Annotated in this window: 17 protein-coding genes; 10 read left to right on the top strand and 7 right to left on the bottom strand. The window is 60.5% G+C overall.

Annotated elements, in window-relative coordinates; all coding sequences use genetic code 11:
- Position 1: 1 nt before the first annotated feature.
- Positions 2-253, bottom strand: a complete 252-nt coding sequence (gene rpsP, locus QFX16_RS05580) for a 30S ribosomal protein S16 (protein ID WP_007944872.1) — start codon at positions 251-253, stop codon at positions 2-4.
- Between the two features lie 249 nt (positions 254-502).
- The gene (ffh, locus tag QFX16_RS05575) at positions 503-1,879 is read right to left on the bottom strand and encodes a signal recognition particle protein (RefSeq protein WP_074879887.1); all 1,377 of its coding nucleotides are present in this window, start codon (positions 1,877-1,879) and stop codon (positions 503-505) included.
- 210 nt (positions 1,880-2,089) lie between these two features.
- Here ffh and QFX16_RS05570 point away from each other — a divergent pair, with 210 nt between their 5' ends.
- The 3 genes from QFX16_RS05570 to QFX16_RS05560 all read left to right on the top strand — a co-directional run bounded on the left by QFX16_RS05570 (position 2,090) and on the right by QFX16_RS05560 (position 5,789).
- Entirely contained in the window at positions 2,090-2,902 is an 813-nt protein-coding gene (locus QFX16_RS05570) for a cytochrome C assembly family protein (RefSeq protein ID WP_283183142.1), read from the top strand.
- Positions 2,903-2,914: 12 nt separating this feature from the next.
- Positions 2,915-4,150, top strand: a complete 1,236-nt coding sequence (locus tag QFX16_RS05565; RefSeq protein WP_283183141.1) for a transporter associated domain-containing protein — start codon at positions 2,915-2,917, stop codon at positions 4,148-4,150.
- Positions 4,151-4,472: 322 nt separating this feature from the next.
- Positions 4,473-5,789, top strand: a complete 1,317-nt coding sequence (locus tag QFX16_RS05560; RefSeq protein ID WP_283183140.1) for an MFS transporter — start codon at positions 4,473-4,475, stop codon at positions 5,787-5,789.
- Between the two features lie 87 nt (positions 5,790-5,876).
- On the opposite strand, the gene purT is transcribed toward QFX16_RS05560, so the two are convergent.
- From purT to QFX16_RS05535, 5 genes are all read right to left on the bottom strand, one after another.
- Positions 5,877-7,058 carry a formate-dependent phosphoribosylglycinamide formyltransferase gene (purT, locus tag QFX16_RS05555; RefSeq protein WP_283183139.1) on the bottom strand — a complete coding sequence of 394 codons (1,182 nt, stop codon included), beginning with the start codon at positions 7,056-7,058 and terminating at the stop codon, positions 5,877-5,879.
- Positions 7,059-7,157: 99 nt separating this feature from the next.
- Positions 7,158-7,625 carry a preQ0 transporter gene (locus QFX16_RS05550; RefSeq protein WP_283183138.1) on the bottom strand — a complete coding sequence of 156 codons (468 nt, stop codon included), beginning with the start codon at positions 7,623-7,625 and terminating at the stop codon, positions 7,158-7,160.
- A gap of 83 nt (positions 7,626-7,708) precedes the next feature.
- Positions 7,709-7,924 carry a DUF1289 domain-containing protein gene (locus QFX16_RS05545; RefSeq protein ID WP_283183137.1) on the bottom strand — a complete coding sequence of 72 codons (216 nt, stop codon included), beginning with the start codon at positions 7,922-7,924 and terminating at the stop codon, positions 7,709-7,711.
- Positions 7,921-8,445, bottom strand: a complete 525-nt coding sequence (locus QFX16_RS05540) for a gamma carbonic anhydrase family protein (RefSeq protein WP_007954617.1) — start codon at positions 8,443-8,445, stop codon at positions 7,921-7,923. The genes QFX16_RS05545 and QFX16_RS05540 overlap by 4 nt, the downstream gene beginning before the upstream one ends.
- 69 nt (positions 8,446-8,514) lie before the next feature.
- The gene (locus QFX16_RS05535) at positions 8,515-9,114 is read right to left on the bottom strand and encodes a CoA pyrophosphatase (RefSeq protein ID WP_283183136.1); all 600 of its coding nucleotides are present in this window, start codon (positions 9,112-9,114) and stop codon (positions 8,515-8,517) included.
- A gap of 146 nt (positions 9,115-9,260) precedes the next feature.
- Between QFX16_RS05535 and QFX16_RS05530 the strand changes: the two genes are divergently transcribed.
- The 7 genes from QFX16_RS05530 (at position 9,261) to nagE (ending at position 18,016) form a co-directional block, all read left to right on the top strand.
- Positions 9,261-9,812, top strand: coding sequence for an NUDIX hydrolase (locus QFX16_RS05530; protein ID WP_283183135.1), 552 nt, complete (start codon positions 9,261-9,263; stop codon positions 9,810-9,812).
- A gap of 64 nt (positions 9,813-9,876) precedes the next feature.
- Complete coding sequence (locus QFX16_RS05525) at positions 9,877-10,380, top strand: L,D-transpeptidase family protein (protein ID WP_283183134.1); 504 nt, start codon at positions 9,877-9,879, stop codon at positions 10,378-10,380.
- A gap of 355 nt (positions 10,381-10,735) precedes the next feature.
- A complete protein-coding gene (locus QFX16_RS05520) occupies positions 10,736-11,467 on the top strand; it encodes a GntR family transcriptional regulator (RefSeq protein ID WP_008151596.1) in 732 nt (243 codons plus the stop codon).
- Between the two features lie 33 nt (positions 11,468-11,500).
- Positions 11,501-12,607, top strand: a complete 1,107-nt coding sequence (gene nagA / locus QFX16_RS05515) for an N-acetylglucosamine-6-phosphate deacetylase (protein WP_283183133.1) — start codon at positions 11,501-11,503, stop codon at positions 12,605-12,607.
- Positions 12,588-13,610 carry an SIS domain-containing protein gene (locus tag QFX16_RS05510; RefSeq protein ID WP_283183132.1) on the top strand — a complete coding sequence of 341 codons (1,023 nt, stop codon included), beginning with the start codon at positions 12,588-12,590 and terminating at the stop codon, positions 13,608-13,610. Before nagA ends, QFX16_RS05510 begins: the two co-directional genes overlap by 20 nt.
- Positions 13,611-13,751: 141 nt before the next feature.
- Complete coding sequence (gene ptsP / locus QFX16_RS05505) at positions 13,752-16,268, top strand: phosphoenolpyruvate--protein phosphotransferase (protein WP_283183131.1); 2,517 nt, start codon at positions 13,752-13,754, stop codon at positions 16,266-16,268.
- A 32-nt stretch (positions 16,269-16,300) separates the two neighbouring features.
- Complete coding sequence (gene nagE, locus QFX16_RS05500) at positions 16,301-18,016, top strand: N-acetylglucosamine-specific PTS transporter subunit IIBC (protein WP_283183130.1); 1,716 nt, start codon at positions 16,301-16,303, stop codon at positions 18,014-18,016.
- The last annotated feature ends 321 nt before the right edge of the window (positions 18,017-18,337 follow it).

Here is an 18,337-nt window from a genome sequence, read left to right as displayed (position 1 = left end):
CTCAGGCCGCAGCCTTAGCCGCGTCCTTCAACAACTGAGCAACACGCTCAGAAGGTTGTGCACCAACGCTCAGCCAGTAGGCTACGCGCTCTTGGTTCACGGACAGACGGACTTCTTGACCACGAGCAACAGGGTTGAAGAAACCAACCTGTTCCTTGTGCGAACCGTCGCGCGGGTTGCGGCTGTCGGTTACGGTCAAGTGGTAAAACGGGCGCTTTTTGGAGCCGCCAAGGGCAAGACGGATTGTTAGCATGTGAACATCGTTCCTGTAGTCGGTGCTGCAAATCTAAAGGCACAGCGGGCATAGGTGCCCGAAAGGCCGCATATTCTAAGGAATATCCGGACTTTTGCAAATGTCTTTTTCCGGCTGCCTATCGGCCGCCATCAAGATTTGCTATAGAGCCGTCGTTGAAAACGGCCAGTCAGCTCCCGCCAAGTGCGGGTTTGCTGGAGATCCCACTTCCGTGTGGGAGGTGCAAGGGCAAGCCCCTGCGTAAATTATTTACATTCTCGGCATGCCGCCGCCGGGCAACATACCGCCCATGCCGCGCATCATTTTGGCCATTCCGCCTTTCGCGGAGAACTTCTTCATCATCTTCTGCATCTGCTTGTGCTGCTTGATCAAGCGACCGATGTCCTGCACCTGAGTGCCGGAACCCATGGCGATCCGGCGTTTGCGCGAACCACTGATCATCTCAGGGTCGCGGCGCTCGGCCGGGGTCATGGAATTGATGATGGCTTCCATCTGCTTGAATTGTTTCTCTGCCGCGCCCTGGGCGTTGCCCATCTGCGCCAGGTTCATACCGCCCATGTTTGGCAGTTTGTCCATGAGGCCGCCGAGGCCGCCCATGTTTTTCATCTGTTGCAGCTGATCGCGGAAGTCTTCGAGGTCGAAGCCCTTGCCCTTTTTCAGCTTCTTGGCCAGTTTGTCGGCCTTGTCCTTGTCGAGGGTCTGTTCGGCCTGCTCGATCAGACTAAGCACGTCGCCCATACCGAGGATGCGCGAAGCAATACGCTCCGGGTGGAACGGCTCGAGCGCGTCGCTCTTCTCGCCCATACCGATGAACTTGATCGGCTTGCCGGTGATGGCGCGCACCGACAGTGCGGCACCGCCACGGGCATCGCCGTCGACCTTGGTCAGGATCACACCGGTCAGCGGCAGCGCGTCGCCAAAGGCCTTGGCCGTGTTGGCGGCGTCCTGACCGGTCATGGCGTCAACCACGAACAGCGTTTCGACCGGATTGATCGCGGCATGCAGCGCCTTGATCTCGCCCATCATCTCTTCATCGATGTGCAGGCGACCGGCGGTATCGACGATGACCACGTCGATAAACTTCAGTTTTGCTTCTTTAATAGCTGCTTGCGCGATGTCGACCGGCTTCTGGCTCAGGTCGGACGGGAAGAAGGTTACGCCGACTTCACCCGCGAGCATTTCCAGCTGCTTGATCGCCGCCGGACGGTAAACGTCCGCAGACACGACCATGACCGACTTCTTCTTGCGCTCTTTGAGGAAGCGCGCGAGCTTGCCGGCGGTGGTGGTTTTACCCGCACCCTGCAAACCGGCCATCAGCACGACGGCCGGAGGAACGGCGCTCAGGTTCAAGTCTTCGTTGGCCGCGCCCATCAGGCTTTCGAGTTCGGCCTGGACGATCTTCACGAAGGCCTGGCCCGGCGTCAGGCTGCGCGACACCTCAGTGCCGACGGCGCGTTCCTTGACCGAATTGACGAAGTCCTTGACGACCGGCAAGGCGACGTCAGCTTCGAGCAACGCCATGCGCACTTCGCGCAGGGTGTCTTTGATGTTGTCTTCGGTCAGCTTGGCCTTGCCGGTGACATGGCGCAGCGTCTGCGAGAGACGGTCGGTTAAGTTTTCAAACATTGCGCGATCCTTTCAGGCCCTGTGTAGACCGGGATAATGGCGGCCCAGACCGGAATAAACATGTGCTCGGCGAGCCTGCGGCGTGGGCAGGTCGCGGATTATAGCGAAGACTGCGTCTGGCGGACACCTCGTCGTCAGGTTGCATGGTCTTTCGTGCTGCGGGGGTTCTATGCCAAACTCAGCGCCTTTCGGGCTTGCCTAACAGGATTTATGCTCCCCTTGTCACCCAGTTTGCTAACTACCCTCGCCGCCGCCTGCTTATATGCCGCTGCGACCCTCTATCAGGGCACTCGTCTGGCCACCGGTGCCAAGGCGAACAAACGCCTGCTGGTCACGCTCGGCGTGCTCGCCGTGCTGGCTCATAGCGCCAGTCTGTTCACCCACCTGCTGACACCGATTGGCCTGGGCCTGGATTTTTTCAGCGCCGCCAGCCTGATTGCCGCCGCGGTGATTGCCCTGACCCTGTTGGCCTGCTCGCGGATCCCGGTGGAAAACCTGCTTGTATTGTTGTTCCCGCTCGGCGCCGCCACCGTGCTGCTCGCACAGTTGGCCCCCGCCGGCACAGTGCAGATCATCGACGAAGAACCGGGCATCCTCGCCCACATCCTGCTGTCGATCCTCGCCTACGGCATGTTCACCATCGCGGTATTCCAGGCGTTGCTGCTGCTGGTTCAAGACCATCAGCTCAAGCACAAGCACCCGTCCGGCCTGATCAAGAACTTCCCGCCGCTGCAAACCATGGAAAGCCTGCTGTTCGGCTTCCTCTGGGCCGGCTGGACCCTGCTGTCGCTGTCGCTGATCTCCGGCTGGCTATTCGTCGACAACCTGTTCGCCCAGCACCTGGTGCACAAAACCTTGCTGGCCTGCATCGCCTGGATCGTATTCAGCGTGCTGCTCTGGGGCCGTAACCGCCTCGGCTGGCGCGGACACAAGGCCATTCGCTGGACCCTCGCCGGTTTCTGCCTGCTGATGCTGGCCTATTTCGGCAGTAAGCTGGTTCGTGAATACATCCTGCATATCTGACGGGCGGCATTAATGGACGACTTGCCCATAGGGCCGATGCTCGCGGTAGTGGCCCTGCTGATTTTATGGTCGGGGCTGTTTACCGCCATCGAAGCTGCGCAACAGCACTTGCTCGCCCAGCGGACAGCTTCGCGCTCGAGCGACAAGCCGGTGGCAAAGCTGAGCTTTTCACTCAATAGCCTGATCCTCTGCAACACCCTGTGCCGCGCACTGGTCGTGGTCATCAGCACCTTGCTGGCGATTTTCACCTGGGCGGAAAGCGGTCCATGGGTGGCCTTCCTGGGGGCTGGCGCCGTGCTTCTGGTGTTCGCCGACTACCTGCCGCGTACCCTCGCCGTCCGTTATCCGGACGCAGTCCTGGCCCTGGGCAACACCTTGCTTGGCGCGCCACTGAAAATCATCTATCCCGTCGCCTGGTTGCTCAGTGGCATAAGCCAGCTGCTGATGCGACCGTTCGCCCGCAAAGTCAGAGTGGTGCAGCAGAGCGAAGACGAGTCGCCGAACGATCGGCTCGACGATCACGAACACGCCGCCTGCCGCCCTCACCCGCTGTCAGGCATCCATGCGCTGGACAACATCACGGTCAACGACATTCTGGTGCCACGCAGTGACGTCGACGGGGTCAATCTGGACGACTCCCTCGAGGAAATCATTGAGCAGCTTCGCGCCAATAAACGCACACGCTTGCCGGTTTTCCACAGCGACATCAACCAGGTCGAGGCAGTGCTCAATACCCGGCAGATCCGCCATCTGCTGTCCGACGCCAGTCTGACCCGAGAAGCACTGCTGGCAGCCTGTCACGACCCCTACTTCGTGCCGGAAAGCACCCCGTTGCAACTGCAGCTGTTGAATTTCCACAAACAACAGCGACGCCTGGGCATGGTGGTCGACGAGTACGGCGAAGTGCTCGGCGTCGTGACTCTGGAAGACATTCTCGAAGAAATCGTCGGCGAGTTCGAAAGCCAGCACAGCCTGAATAACCCGCACATCCACCCACAGGCCGATGGCCGACTGGTGATCGAAGGGGCGGCGTCGATTCGCGAATTGAACAAGAGCCTGGGCTGGCACTTGCCGAGCGACGGTCCGAAAACCCTCAACGGGTTGGTGACCGAGGCGCTGGAGACGATTCCGGAAAGTGCGGTATGCCTGAAGATTGGGCGTTATCGGCTGGAGATTCTGGAGACTGAAGACAATCGGGTCAGTCGCGTACTGATCTGGCATACCAGTTTAGTTCCCGTTCTCCAATAACCACCACCGATCACGCTCTGAAGCAGCTGGCGAAGCCTGCGTTCTGCGGCGCAGCCGTCGTAAATCCCGAGCCCACGATTAACCTGAAAGATCGTATCGCCAGATTTCACGACGGCTGCGCCGCCGAACGCAGGCTTCGCCAGCTGCAATTACAAAGGGTTTGCCCCTTGTTCGATCGTTAGCCGCCTTTCTATAATCGAGCCGCTTACCCAAGCCCCGCCATACCCAAGTGCTACCCGCACTCTGCGCTAAGCCCACATCCCTGGGTGTTCGACCATAATAATTCGCTCCACTGGGGCACATGACTGTCAGGGATAACCGCATGACGACCAGTACGACTTATAACGACACCGCGCCTGCGCAACCGACGAACTCAGCCACCCGCGTGGCGACCGCAAGTTTCATCGGCACCGCCATTGAGTTCTACGACTTCTACGTCTATGCCACTGCCGCTGCGCTGGTAATCGGTCCGGTGTTCTTTCCGCAAACTTCCGGCACGGCCCAGATGCTGTCGGCGTTCCTCACCTTCGGCATCGCCTTCCTGGCTCGACCGCTGGGATCAGCACTTTTCGGTCACTTCGGTGACCGCATCGGGCGCAAATCGACGCTGGTTGCCTCGCTGCTGCTGATGGGCGTGTGCACCACACTGATCGGCGTGCTCCCGGGATACGACAGCATCGGGGCCTGGGCGCCGATCCTGCTCTGCGTGCTGCGCTTCGGCCAAGGCCTGGGACTCGGCGGCGAATGGGGCGGCGCGGCGTTGCTGGCGACGGAGAATGCGCCGAAGGGCAAACGCGCCTGGTTCGGCATGTTCCCGCAACTCGGCCCCTCGATCGGTTTCCTCGCAGCCAATGGCCTGTTTCTTACGCTGGCAATGACCCTGAACGACGAGCAGTTCCGCTCGTGGGGCTGGCGGATTCCGTTCCTGCTCAGTGCCGCGCTGGTGATGGTCGGCCTGTATGTGCGCCTCAAGCTTCACGAAACGCCGGTGTTTGCCAACGCAATGGCTCGCCAGGAGCGGGTGAAAATCCCGCTGGTCGAGCTGTTCAGCCACTACTGGGCGCCGATGTTGCTGGGTGCCGGGGCGATGGTGGTGTGCTACGCGCTGTTCTATATCTCGACGGTGTTTTCGCTGAGCTATGGCGTGTCGACGCTCGGCTACACCCGCGAAACCTTCCTCGCACTGCTGTGCTTCGCCGTGCTGTTCATGGCCGCCGCTACGCCGCTGTCGGCCTGGGCCAGTGATCGATACGGGCGCAAACCGGTGCTGATCATCGGCGGTGTGCTGGCGATTCTGTCCGGCTTCCTGATGGAGCCGCTGCTGACCCAAGGTTCGACCTGGGGCGTGGCCCTGTTTCTGTGCATCGAGCTGTTTCTGATGGGCGTGACATTTGCGCCGATGGGCGCGCTGCTGCCGGAGCTGTTTCCGACTCACGTGCGTTATACCGGTGCGTCGGCAGCCTACAACCTGGGCGGCATTGTCGGAGCCTCGGCGGCGCCGTTCTTCGCACAGAAGCTGGTGGCGATGGGCGGTTTGAGTTATGTCGGCGGGTATGTGTCGGGGGCGGCGGTGCTGAGCTTGATTGCTGTGCTGTGCCTGAAGGAAACGCGCAATAACGATCTGAATCGGGTTGCCTGATAGAAAAAGCTTCGCGAGCAGGCTCGCTCCCACAGGGATCACACTGAACCTGTGGGAGCGAGCCTGCTCGCGAAAGCCGCGCCTCGGTTACAGCTCTACAACAACAGCCTGAGCAGCGCGGGTGGCTTTAGCACGAGCCGCGTCAATCGACTCATCACGCGCCAACGCCACACCCATCCGACGCTGACCATTGACCTCAGGCTTGCCGAACAGACGCAACGCCGTATCCGGTTCGCTCAACGCAGCACCGAGATTGGCGAAAGCCGTCTGAGTCGACTGCCCTTCCACCAGAATCACCGCCGAAGCCGATGGACCGAACTGACGGACCAGTGGAATCGGCAGGCCCAGAATCGCCCGTGCGTGCAGCGCGAACTGCGACAGGTCCTGGGAAATCAACGTCACCAGACCGGTGTCATGTGGACGCGGCGAGACTTCGCTGAACCAGACTTGATCGCCTTTGATGAACAGCTCAACACCAAACAGACCACGACCACCCAAGGCTTCAGTGACGGCTTTGGCAACGCGCTCGGATTCGGCCAGGGCAATCGGGCTCATGGCTTGTGGCTGCCAGGATTCCTGATAGTCGCCCTTCTCCTGACGGTGACCGACTGGCGCGCAGAACGTAGTGCCGCCAACGTGACGCACGGTCAACAGGGTGATTTCGTAGTCGAAGTCGATAAAGCCTTCGATGATCACGCGGCCTTTACCGGCACGGCCGCCTTCTTGAGCGTAATCCCAGGCTTTCTGCACGTCATCGACGCTACGCAGCAGGCTCTGACCTTTACCCGAGGAACTCATGACTGGCTTGACCACGCACGGGAAACCCAGGTTCTGAACGGCCTGGCTGTAATCCTCGAAGGTGTCGGCGAAGTGGTACGGCGAGGTGGGCAGGTCCAGCTCTTCAGCGGCCAGGCGACGGATGCCTTCGCGGTTCATGGTCAACTGCGCGGCGCGAGCAGTCGGGATCACGGTGAAGCCTTCGGCTTCCAGCTCCACAAGGGTCGCGGTGGCAATGGCTTCGATTTCCGGCACGATGAAATGCGGCTTTTCGACTTCGATCACCGCACGCAGGGCGGCGCCGTCGAGCATGTTGATCACATGGCTGCGATGGGCTACTTGCATGGCCGGCGCATTGGCGTAGCGATCCACTGCAATCACTTCGACGCCCAGACGTTGCAGCTCGATCACCACTTCCTTGCCCAACTCGCCACAGCCACACAGCAATACGCGGGTCGCGGTTGGCGACAATGGAGTTCCGATACGGGTCATCTCAGGTCCTCAAGAAGCGGATCATCGAGGGTCGCAGCGCCTGGCGCGCTTCCCATGGGGAGAAAGCGCGGCATTTTACATGAACCTGCGGGTTTGGCTTCAGCTGACGACGGCCTGTTTGCGCAAGCGCCAGGCCATGATCAACCACACGACCGTCACGCCGGCGAACTTCGAGCCCATGGCGGTGAGGATCACGCCTGGAGTGAACGCATCGATCATGCCGAAGAAGATGAAGGTATCGAGGGGAATGCTCAGGGCCGAACTTATCCACAGGCGGTCGTGCAAGGGACGCTTGGTGATGCTGAACACCAGCCAATCGATGCATTCGGACACCGCGAACGCCGTGGCGCTGGCCAGCGCGATGGAGGGATCGGACGTCACGTAAGACAACACCAGCGCTGCGAGCATCGCCGCGATCGCGCCATGGCCGAAACGGGTTTGCACCATGTCGCGCAAAACGAACACCAAACCACCCCAGGCCGACCAGATGATGTCCAGGTGCGGGGCGGTGGAAAAGGCGTAGTTGATCAGCACGACGCTGCTGATGTAAGCGATCAGGAAGAACATGGGTCGGCGGGATACCTGTCAATTTGGCGCACAGGGTACTTCAGCCATACACAAGCACCAAACCCAAACGCGAGTCCATCCAATTACAGATTGGGAGTTTTGCCGATCATCCAGAGTAGGCCACTGGATTTGGCCCGCTCATGACACAACCCCAACACCTTGCGCCGCTCCTCGTTGTCCATCCGGCTCCAGCGTGTGATCTCTTCCACCGTGCGCTGACACCCGGTGCAAATATCGTCATCGTCCAATGCGCAAATGTTCACGCAGGGCGATAGCACCGGCCGTTCAGTGGCGCTCATTCTTCCTGCTCAACCAGATCGCGGGCATAACGTTGCGAGTTATGAACATAGTGAGCAGCGCTGGCCTCCAGCATTTTTTTCTGCGGCTCGGTCAGCTCGCGCACCACTTTGCCCGGGGAGCCCATGACCAGCGAACCATCCGGGATTTCCTTGCCTTCGCCGATCAGCGAATTGGCGCCGATGATGCAGTTCTTGCCGATTTTCGCGCCATTGAGGATCACCGCATTAATCCCGATCAAGCTGTAATCGCCCACCGTGCAACCATGAAGCATGGCGTTATGGCCGATGGTCACGCCGGTGCCGATCGTCAGTGGGTAGCCCATGTCGGTGTGCATCACCGTGCCGTCCTGGACGTTGCTGTTCTTGCCGATCAGGATCAGTTCGTTGTCGCCACGCAGCACAGCGTTGAACCAGACGTTGGCGCCCTCTTCCAGTTTGACCTTACCCACCAGCACGGCATTGGGTGCGACCCAGCTCTGCGGATGGGTTTCGACGCGGGCGTCGCCCAGGCGATATTTCATCTTATTGTCCTCAAGGCCAGGCTGGCTCACTTACAAAAAGCGGGGGTTCACGCCTTACGGGCGATGGCTTCAGGTATTGATAAACGTCTTGGGTGGCTGGTGCAGGCTGATTTTGGCGTCATAGAGCAGGTTGATCAACTCGACGATCATAATCGCCGTGAGGCCCCAGATTTTGTACTCGCCATAACGATAGCTCGGCACGTACCAACTGCGGCCCTCGTAATCGATGCGATGGGTGTGTTCGCGCGGATCCTTGCGGAAGAACTCCAGCGGTACGCTGAAGACTGCGGCGATCTCGGCGTCGTTGGGCTGGTACTCGACAAAGTCCGGAATCACACCGACATAGGGGGTGACCTTGATGCCGTGCAGGGAGATCAACGGGCTCAGCGGGCCGATCACTTCAACCAGTCCCGGCGGCAGGCCAATTTCTTCTTGGGCCTCACGTAGCGCAGTGAAAATCAGGTCAGGGTCTTCAGGGTCACGTCGACCTCCGGGAAAGGCCACTTCACCACCATGGGTCGAGAGCCCGCTGGCGCGCAGGGTCAGAACCAGTTCAGGTTCGTCACTGCGGGTGATGGGCACTAATACCGCGGCTTCGGGGAAACGTCGGTCGGTTTCCAGGGTTAGCGGCGTGTGGTTGCTTACCCGGTGAAGTAGCTCGTCCAGCATGAGTCTTCTCGATTTGTTCTCTACTTTGCATCATGCACCAATCGAACCGACCGCCCAACCCCATAACCACTGCATGTCGCTAAACGACAACTTGCCGACAGACACCGTCGCACGCCAAGATAGGCGCAGCATTCAGGAACCCAAGCATGAAATTTTGCAGTCAGTGCGGCAACCCGGTGACCCAGCGCATTCCAGAGGGCGATTCGCGCCTGCGTTTTGTCTGTGACAGCTGTCAGGCGATTCACTACCAGAACCCCAATATCGTCGCCGGTTGCGTGGCGACCTGGGGCTCCAAGGTCTTGCTGTGCCGACGCGCCATCGAGCCTCGGCTCGGTTACTGGACCCTGCCCGCCGGTTTCATGGAGAACGGTGAAACCATCGAGCAGGCAGCCATTCGCGAGACGGCCGAAGAAGCCTGCGCGCGGGTGCGCAACCTGACCCTCTATACGTTGATCGACGTGCCGCACATCAGCCAGGTGCATGTGTTCTTCCGCGCCGAACTGGTGGACCTGGACTTTTGCGCCGGTCAAGAGAGCCTGGAAGTGCAGCTTTTCGAAGAAGCCGACATCCCTTGGTCCGAGCTGGCTTTCCGCACAGTGGGCCGTACCTTAGAATGCTTCTTCGCTGACCGGCGGACCGAGGTCTACCCCGTGCGGTCCGAGTCGATCCCGCCGCTTGCTCAGCCTGCCATCACATAACGCTCCTGGTTCTAAAATCACCTATAACTTAATAGTCGCGACACCTCTTAGGGATATCGTTTCAATGCGCTGGCTGCTTGCCCTGTTTTGCTTGTCATTTGTCGTTATCTCCCAGGCTTCCGTTGCGGAAACCCTGGACGGCAAAGTCATCGAAAAAATCCTGGTTCTCAAATCCGCCCACCAATTGCAATTGATCAATGACGGCAAGCCGCTCAAGACCTATCGCATCTCATTGGGAAAAAGACCCGTCGGCCCGAAACTCATGGAAGGCGACAAACGCACGCCTGAAGGTTTTTATTGGATGGACTGGCGCAAGACCAGTGACCGTTTCAACCTGTCGATGCACATCTCCTACCCGAACATCAGTGACTCCGTCCGCGCCCGGCGCGAAGGCGTCGAGCCCGGTGGCATGATCATGATCCACGGCACCCCGGACACCGAAGAAAACCCCGAAGACCTGTTCCACACGCTGGACTGGACCGACGGCTGCATCGCCATGCGCAACATAGACATGCGCGAAGTCTGGAATCTGGTGCCGGACGGCACGATGATCGAAATCCGTCCGTAATTCCCCCCCACAATGATCGTTCCCATGCTCTGGAACGATCAAAACGATCAATTGGCTACCTTCGGTCGCCATCGAAAAAATAAATTCAAAAGATCGTCCGAACGCGGCCCGAACCTTCGGCAGCTCCGGGTAGATACCACTCCCATCGGTAGGAGCTGCCGCAGGCTGCGATCTTTGCTTTCAAAACCCCCACCTCTAATACCACTTAAAACCAACATGCTTTCAGCCATCCAGCAGGGCAAGCTTTTCTGCGCCTTGAGCAAAGTGGCCTCATTGACATGGTATTCAAGTGGTATTAGGTTTCACCCCACCACCGGGCGACAACAATCCTATATCCGCATCGGACCAAACCTACATGAATGACCTCCAGGCCCTACGCCCTGACGACACCCAGCCCACGCCGTTGTACCTGCAACTGGCGCGCAATCTGGAAGCGGCGATCCATGCCGGCCAGTGGAAAGCCGAACAGGCCATGCCGTCGGAGCGCAACCTCAGCGAAATGCTGGGCATCTCCCGGGTCACTGCACGCAAAGCGCTGGAAGTTCTGTTCGAGCAAGGCCTGATCCGCCGCAACCAGGGTTCCGGCACCTTCATCACCCCACGCCTGGAACAACCGCTGTCGCGCCTCTCGGGATTCAGCGAAATGCTGCGGTTAAAGGGCTTCGTCCCCGGCTCGCAATGGCTGGAGCGTGAAATCACTCCGCCGACCCACGAAGAACTGATCCGCCTGGGCCTCTCGCCGAACGACAAGGTCGCGCGGCTCAAACGCCTGCGTAAAGCCGACGATACGGTAATGGCGATCGAGATGAGCACCCTGCCCGCCTCGATCATTCCCAAGCCGCAAGCCGTGGGCGACTCCCTGTACGAATACCTCGACGGCATCGGTAAGCCGATCGTCCGTGCACTGCAGCACATTCAAGCGATCAACGCCTCGGACGAATTCGCCGCCCTGGTGGGCATCGCCCCCGGCACCGCCATGCTGCTGATGACCCGGGTCGGTTATCTGGAAGACAACACACCGATCGAAGTCACCGACACCTATTGCCGCAACGACTACTACGACTTTGTCGCAGAGCTTCGTCGATAACCCGCTTCGCCGCTAAAGAACCGAGAACCGATCATGTCCGTAGACAACATCCTCACCGCCCACGGCTGGGTTCGCGGCCGGCTGATTCACGAACACGGCAAGGTCGTGTCGATCGAAGGCGAATCGTGCGATCCGGCCGACAACGACCTGCCTTACCTGCTGCCGGGTTTCATCGACCTGCACGTTCACGGTGGCGGCGGAAAAGACATCATGGAAGGTGCGTCAGCCTTCGAGACCATCACCAAAACCCACGTGCGTTTCGGCACCACGTCGCTGCTGGCGACCACCATGACTGCGCCGCCTGCAGAAATTTCCAGCGTGCTCAAAGCCGTCGGCGAATATTGCGAACAGCGCCCGAAAGGCAGCGCCCGAGTCCTCGGCGTGCACCTCGAAGGCCCGTACATCAACCCCGGCAAACTCGGCGCCCAACCGAATTTCGCCCACACCGCGTTGATGGCCGAAGTCGAAGAATACCTGGCACTGGCGCCGATCCGGGTGATCACCATCGCCCCGGAAATCGCCGGCCACGACGCCTTGATCCGTGATCTCAGCGCTCGCGGCGTGCGCATGCAAATCGGCCACACCCTCGGCAGCTACGAGGAAGGCGTTGCCGCGCTGAATGCCGGCGCCAGCAGTTTCACCCACCTCTACAACGCCATGAGCCCGCTGCATCACCGCGAACCAGGCATCGTCGGCGCGGCACTGGCTCACGCCAAATACGCCGAACTGATTCCGGACTTGCTGCACGTGCACCCCGGCGCCATCCGTGTGGCCCTGCGCTCGATCCCGTGCCTGTATTGCGTCACCGATTCCACCGCCGCCGCTGGCATGCCCGACGGTGAATACAAGCTCGGCAGCCACACCGTGACCAAATGCCTGGGCGGTGTGCGCTTGCCCGACGGCACGCTGGCCGGCAGCACGCTGACCATGGATCAGGCCCTGCGCAATCTGGTGAAGATCGGTTTGCCGATCGCCGAGGCCTCTCAACGTCTTTCGCAATTCCCCGCCGACTACCTCGGCCTCACCGAACGCGGGCGCCTGCAACCCGGCAGCTGGGCCGACTGCGTGCGGCTCGATCGCTCACTCACACTGACCGCCGTCATGGTCGAAGGAGAAGACATTGACTTCAAAAATGCTTGAAGAGGCGCTGTCCTCATTCGAGGCCGTGCAAGCCCAATTGCAGCAACTCGACCCGCAGATGATCGAGATCGCCGGGCGCCTGCGTCGTCAACCACCGCAAGTGGCGATGACGGTCGCTCGCGGTAGCTCCGATCATGCCGCCAGTTACTTCGCCTACCTGACCATGCAGCAATTGGGCTTCCCGGTGGCGTCGTTGCCGATGTCGGTGGTGACCATGCTGCAAGCGCCGTTGAAGGTCAGCGGCCAAGTGGCGTTCGCCTTCTCGCAGTCCGGGCAAAGTCCCGATCTGGTGAACAGCATGCGTCTGCTGCGCAAGCGCGGCGCCCTGAGCATCTCGATGGTCAACGCCGAGAGTTCGCCGCTGGAAGCCGCGTGTGAGTTCAGCCTGCCGCTGTGTGCAGGCACCGAAAAAAGCGTCGCCGCGACCAAGAGTTTTATCGCCACCCTCAGCGCCAGCGCCCGTCTGATCGCCCACTGGAAAGAGGATGCGCAATTGCTGGAGGCTGGCCTCGCACTGCCGGAAGGTTTGCGCGAGGCGGCAAAACAGGACTGGAGCCTGGCCATCGATGCCCTGCGTGATTGCCAGCGCCTGATGGTGATTGGCCGTGGCGCCGGTTTCGCCATCGCCCAGGAAGCTGCGTTGAAATTCAAGGAAACCTCGGCGATCCAGGCTGAAGCCTTCAGCAGCGCCGAGGTCCGTCACGGCCCGATGGCGTTGATCGACGAAAATTACCCACTGCTGATCTTCGCCCCTCGCGGCGCCGAGCAAGCCGGTTTGCTGAGCCTCGCCGCCGACATGCGCCAGCGCGGTGCCCGCGTATTGCTGGCCGCACCGGATGACATTGCCGAACGCGACCTCACCCTGACCCGCGCCGAGCACCCGGCCCTCGACCCGATTCTGGCAATCCAGAGTTTCTACGTCATGGCCGCCGGTTTGGCCGTCGCCCGAGGCATGGACCCGGACCAGCCGCGTCACTTGAGCAAAGTGACACGCACGCACTGAGTGGAGAACCCTGTAGCAGCTGTCGAGTGAAACGAGGCTGCGATCTTTTCAACGCAGGATCAAAAGATCGCAGCCTCGTTTCACTCGACAGCTGCTACAGGGCGAGTTGATCCGAACCGTTTTTACTGATGAGACCGAGCCATGCACAACAATAATAAAGAGCTGACCCTCAGCGCCCCGCTCAGCGGCCCGGTGCTCACGCTCGCCAAAGTCCCGGACCCGGTGTTCGCCAGCGGCGCCATGGGCGACGGGATCGCCATCGACCCGCTGAACGACACCCTCCATGCCCCGTGCGCCGGCATCGTGGTACACGTCGCGCGCACCGGCCACGCCATCACCCTGCGTGCCGACAACGGTGCCGAATTGCTGCTGCACCTGGGCCTCGACACGGTCGAGTTGCAGGGCGAAGGCTTCTCGATGCTGGTCAAGGACGGCGCGCGAGTCAGCAACGGCCAACCGTTGTTGCGCTATGACCTGGACAAGGTCGCGCAACAGTGCAAAAGCCTGGTCAGCCTGATGATCCTGACCAACAGCCAGGACTTTCAGGCGCGACCGATCACGCTGAAGTCGGTAAAAGTTGGCGAGCCATTGCTGCACATCATTCGTCGGCACGCACCTGGAGCGCAGGCTGACGCGGAGCTATCCGGGGAAGAGATTTACGGCCACATACGTATCGCCCATCGCGGCGGACTGCATGCTCGTCCGGCAGCGCTGATTCGTCAGACGGCGCAAGGTTTCAAAAGCAAATCGCAGCTGCACTTCGCTGGCAAATCGGCGACCTGCGACAGCTTGATCGGGTTGATGGGTTTGGCTGTCGGCGAGCAGGACGAGGTTCAGGTCAGTTGCCAGGGCCCGGACGCCGAAGCAGCGTTGCAGGCGTTGCTGATCGCGTTATCCACAGCACTGGCCGAAGACAGCCACGCCGCCGCGCCGACACCGCTTGCCCGACGCACCCGAGCTGCAGAAGCGGGCGTGCTGCACGGTGTTTGTGCAGCCCCCGGTTTGGTTGGCGGGCCGTTGTTCCGCTTGAACGCAATCAGCCTGCCGGTGGACGTCGGCAACCATGATCCCGAGCAACAGCTGCGAGCCCTCGACACCGCACTGATCGTCGTGCGCAGCGAAATCGATCACACGCTGGTCCAAGCCAGGAAACATAAAAACACTGACGAAGAAGCGATCTTCGCCGCGCACCTCGCCTTGCTAGAAGACCCGGCGCTGCTGAACGCAGCGAACACCTCCATCGACCAGGGCATGGCCGCAACCCACGCCTGGAGCCAATCGATCGACGTACAGTGCGAGGTTCTCCAGCAACTTGGCAGCCCGCTGTTGGCAGAACGCGCCAACGATCTGCGCGACCTCAAACAACGCGTGCTGCGCGCCCTGCTCGGCGAAACCTGGCACTACGACGTGCCGGCCGGCGCCATCGTCGCCGCGCATGAATTGACGCCGTCCGATCTGCTGCAACTCAGTCAGCAAGGTGTCGCCGGGTTGTGCATGGCCGAGGGCGGCGCGACTTCCCACGTGGCGATTCTCGCTCGCGGCAAAGGCTTGCCGTGCATGGTTGCACTGGGTTCTACGCTGCTGGATCAGCAGCAAGGCCAAGCGGTTGTGCTGGATGCCGATGGCGGTCGCCTTGAACTGATGCCAAATGCCGAACGTTTGGCCGAAGTGCATCAGGCGCAACTCGATCATCAACAGCGCCGCGCCGAGCAACAGGCTCAGGCTCACATCCCGGCGCTGACGCTCGACGGTTTGCAGATTGAAGTCGCCGCCAATGTGGCCTCCAGCGCTGAAGCGGCCGAGGCGTTGGCCAATGGCGCCGACGGCGTCGGCTTGCTGCGTACCGAGTTTCTGTTTGTAGATCGCAGCACCGCGCCGGACGAAGAGGAACAGCGCGCCGCCTATCAAGCCGTGCTCGACGCCATGGGCGACAAGTCGGTGATCATCCGCACCATTGACGTCGGCGGCGACAAACAACTCGACTACTTGCCGCTGCCGGCTGAGGCCAATCCAGTGCTCGGCCTGCGCGGTATTCGCCTGGCTCAGGTCCGTCCGGAAATCCTCGATCAGCAACTGCGCGCCTTGCTGCATGTCAGCCCACTGTCGCGCTGCCGGATCCTGTTGCCGATGGTCACCGAAGTCGATGAGCTGCTGCACATCCGCCAGCGCCTCGACGCGTTGTGCACTGAACTCGGTGTGAATGAGCGCCCGGAGCTGGGCGTGATGATCGAAGTCCCCGCCGCCGCGCTGCTGGCCGAGCAGCTTGCAGAGCATGCGGACTTCCTGTCCATCGGCACCAACGATTTGTCGCAATACACCCTGGCCATGGACCGCGACCACGCTGGCCTCGCTTCGCGGGTCGACGCCATGCACCCGGCGCTGCTGCGGCTGATCGCCCAGACCTGCGCCGGTGCTGCGGTGCATAACCGTTGGGTCGGTGTCTGCGGCGCGCTCGCCTCCGATCCGCTGGCCACGCCGGTCCTGATTGGCCTGGGGGTGAGCGAATTGTCGGTCAGCCCGGTACAGATCGGTGAAATCAAGGACCGTATCCGCCACTTGGACGCGAGCGAATGCCGACGCATCAGCCAGGACCTGCTCAAGTTGAGCAGCGCCGCTGCTGTGCGTCACGCCTGTCACCAGCAATGGCCTCTGAGCTGAACAACTACAAAAAGAATCCAGGGAGATCCGCCATGTACCAATACTTTATCGAAGGCCTGCAACGCCTCGGTCGCGCGCTGATGCTGCCGATCGCGATCCTGCCGATCGCCGGCCTGTTGCTGCGCCTGGGCGACACCGATCTGCTGAACATCGCGATCATCCACGACGCCGGCCAGGTGATCTTCGCCAACCTGGCGATGATCTTCGCCATCGGCATCGCGGTCGGTTTCGCCAAGGACAACAACGGCACCGCAGGCCTCGCCGGAGTCATTGGCTACCTGGTGATGATCTCCACCCTCAAGGTGCTCGACGCGAGCATCAACATGGGCATGCTCGCCGGGATCGTCAGCGGCTTGATGGCCGGCGCGCTGTACAACCGTTTCAAGGACATCAAACTGCCGGAGTACCTGGCATTCTTTGGCGGCCGGCGCTTCGTGCCAATTGTCACCGGGTTCGCCGCCGTCGGTCTGGGCGTCATCTTCGGCTTGATCTGGCCGCCCATCCAACACGGCATCAACAGCTTCGGCACGTTGATGATGGAAAGCGGCAGCTTCGGCGCGTTCGTCTTTGGCGTTTTCAACCGCCTGCTGATCGTCACCGGGCTGCATCACATCCTCAACAACATGGCGTGGTTCGTCTTCGGTAACTTCACTGATCCGACCACCGGCGCCATCGTCACCGGCGACTTGTCGCGCTACTTCGCCGGTGACCCTAAGGGCGGCCAGTTCATGACCGGCATGTTCCCGGTGATGATCTTCGGCCTGCCCGCCGCGTGCCTGGCGATGTACCGCAATGCCTTGCCGGAACGCCGCAAGGTCATGGGCGGGATCTTCCTGTCGATGGCGCTGACGTCGTTTTTAACGGGGGTGACTGAGCCGATCGAATTCGCCTTCATGTTCCTCGCGCCACTGCTTTATCTCGTGCATGCGTTGCTGACTGGCCTGTCGATGGCGATCACCAACCTGTTGAATATCCATCTCGGCTTTACGTTTTCCGGTGGCCTCATCGACATGATTCTCGGCTGGGGAAAATCCACCAACGGCTGGTTGATGGTACCGGTCGGTCTGGCGTATGCGTTGATCTACTACGTGGTGTTTGATTTCTGCATTCGTCGGTTCAACTTGAAGACGCCGGGGCGTGAAGATGTTTTGAATGGCGACAAAGTAGTCATCGCCGAGAATGAACGGGCCGGGGCTTACATCAAGGCGCTGGGTGGTGCACAGAATTTGATCACCGTGGGTGCGTGCACCACTCGGTTGCGGCTGGACATGGTGGACCGCAACAAGGCAAACGATGCGGAGTTGAAAGCGCTGGGGGCGATGGCGGTTGTGCGTCCGGGCAAGGGTGGGAGTTTGCAGGTCGTGGTCGGGCCGATGGCAGACAGCATTGCCGATGAGATTCGCTTGGCGATGCCTGCGTTGGGGCGCGCACTTGTTTCCTCCCCTCCTGCTGTTATCGATGCGCCGAAACCTGCTGCGGTGGCGAATTCAGAAGCACAGCAATGGCTGAACGCTTTGGGCGGCGGCGAGAATGTGTTGCAAATGGATTGCATCGCCATGACCCGGATCCGGTTGCAGCTGGCGGATGGCAAGGCGTTGTCGGAATGTGATTTGAAGGCGCTCGGTTGCCAGGGTGTGAGTCAGTTGGAAGGTGGGATTTGGCATCTGCTGATTGGCGACAAGGCATCGAGTTTGAATGATGCACTGGATGCGCTGGTGAATCGCAGTGAGGTGACTGCCAAGGTTTAGATTGTTTGTGCCTGGCAGTCAGTCATCGTCGGAACGCCGCCCGGAGCAAGCTCCCACAAAAAGCGAAGCAGCGCATACCCTAATGCCGATCAGTCAAGGTACGACACAATCCGTAGCAGCTGGCGAAGCCTGCGTTCGGCTGCGCAGCAGTCGTGAAATCAGACGATGCGGTGTTTCAGGAAGACCGCAAACTCAGGTTTTACGACTGCTGCGCAGCCGAACGCAGGCTTCGCCAGCTGCTACGGATCGCGTTTTGGCTTAACTGATTGGCATTAGCGCATACCCGCCTTGCTTCTCACCACTCATCAGGCCGAGCGTTAG

The organism is Pseudomonas svalbardensis (assembly GCF_030053115.1).
GTDB classification, from domain to species: Bacteria; Pseudomonadota; Gammaproteobacteria; order Pseudomonadales; family Pseudomonadaceae; genus Aquipseudomonas; species Aquipseudomonas svalbardensis.
Note: the sequence above shows the minus strand (reverse complement) of the source record. Positions and strands in the feature narration are given on the sequence as shown.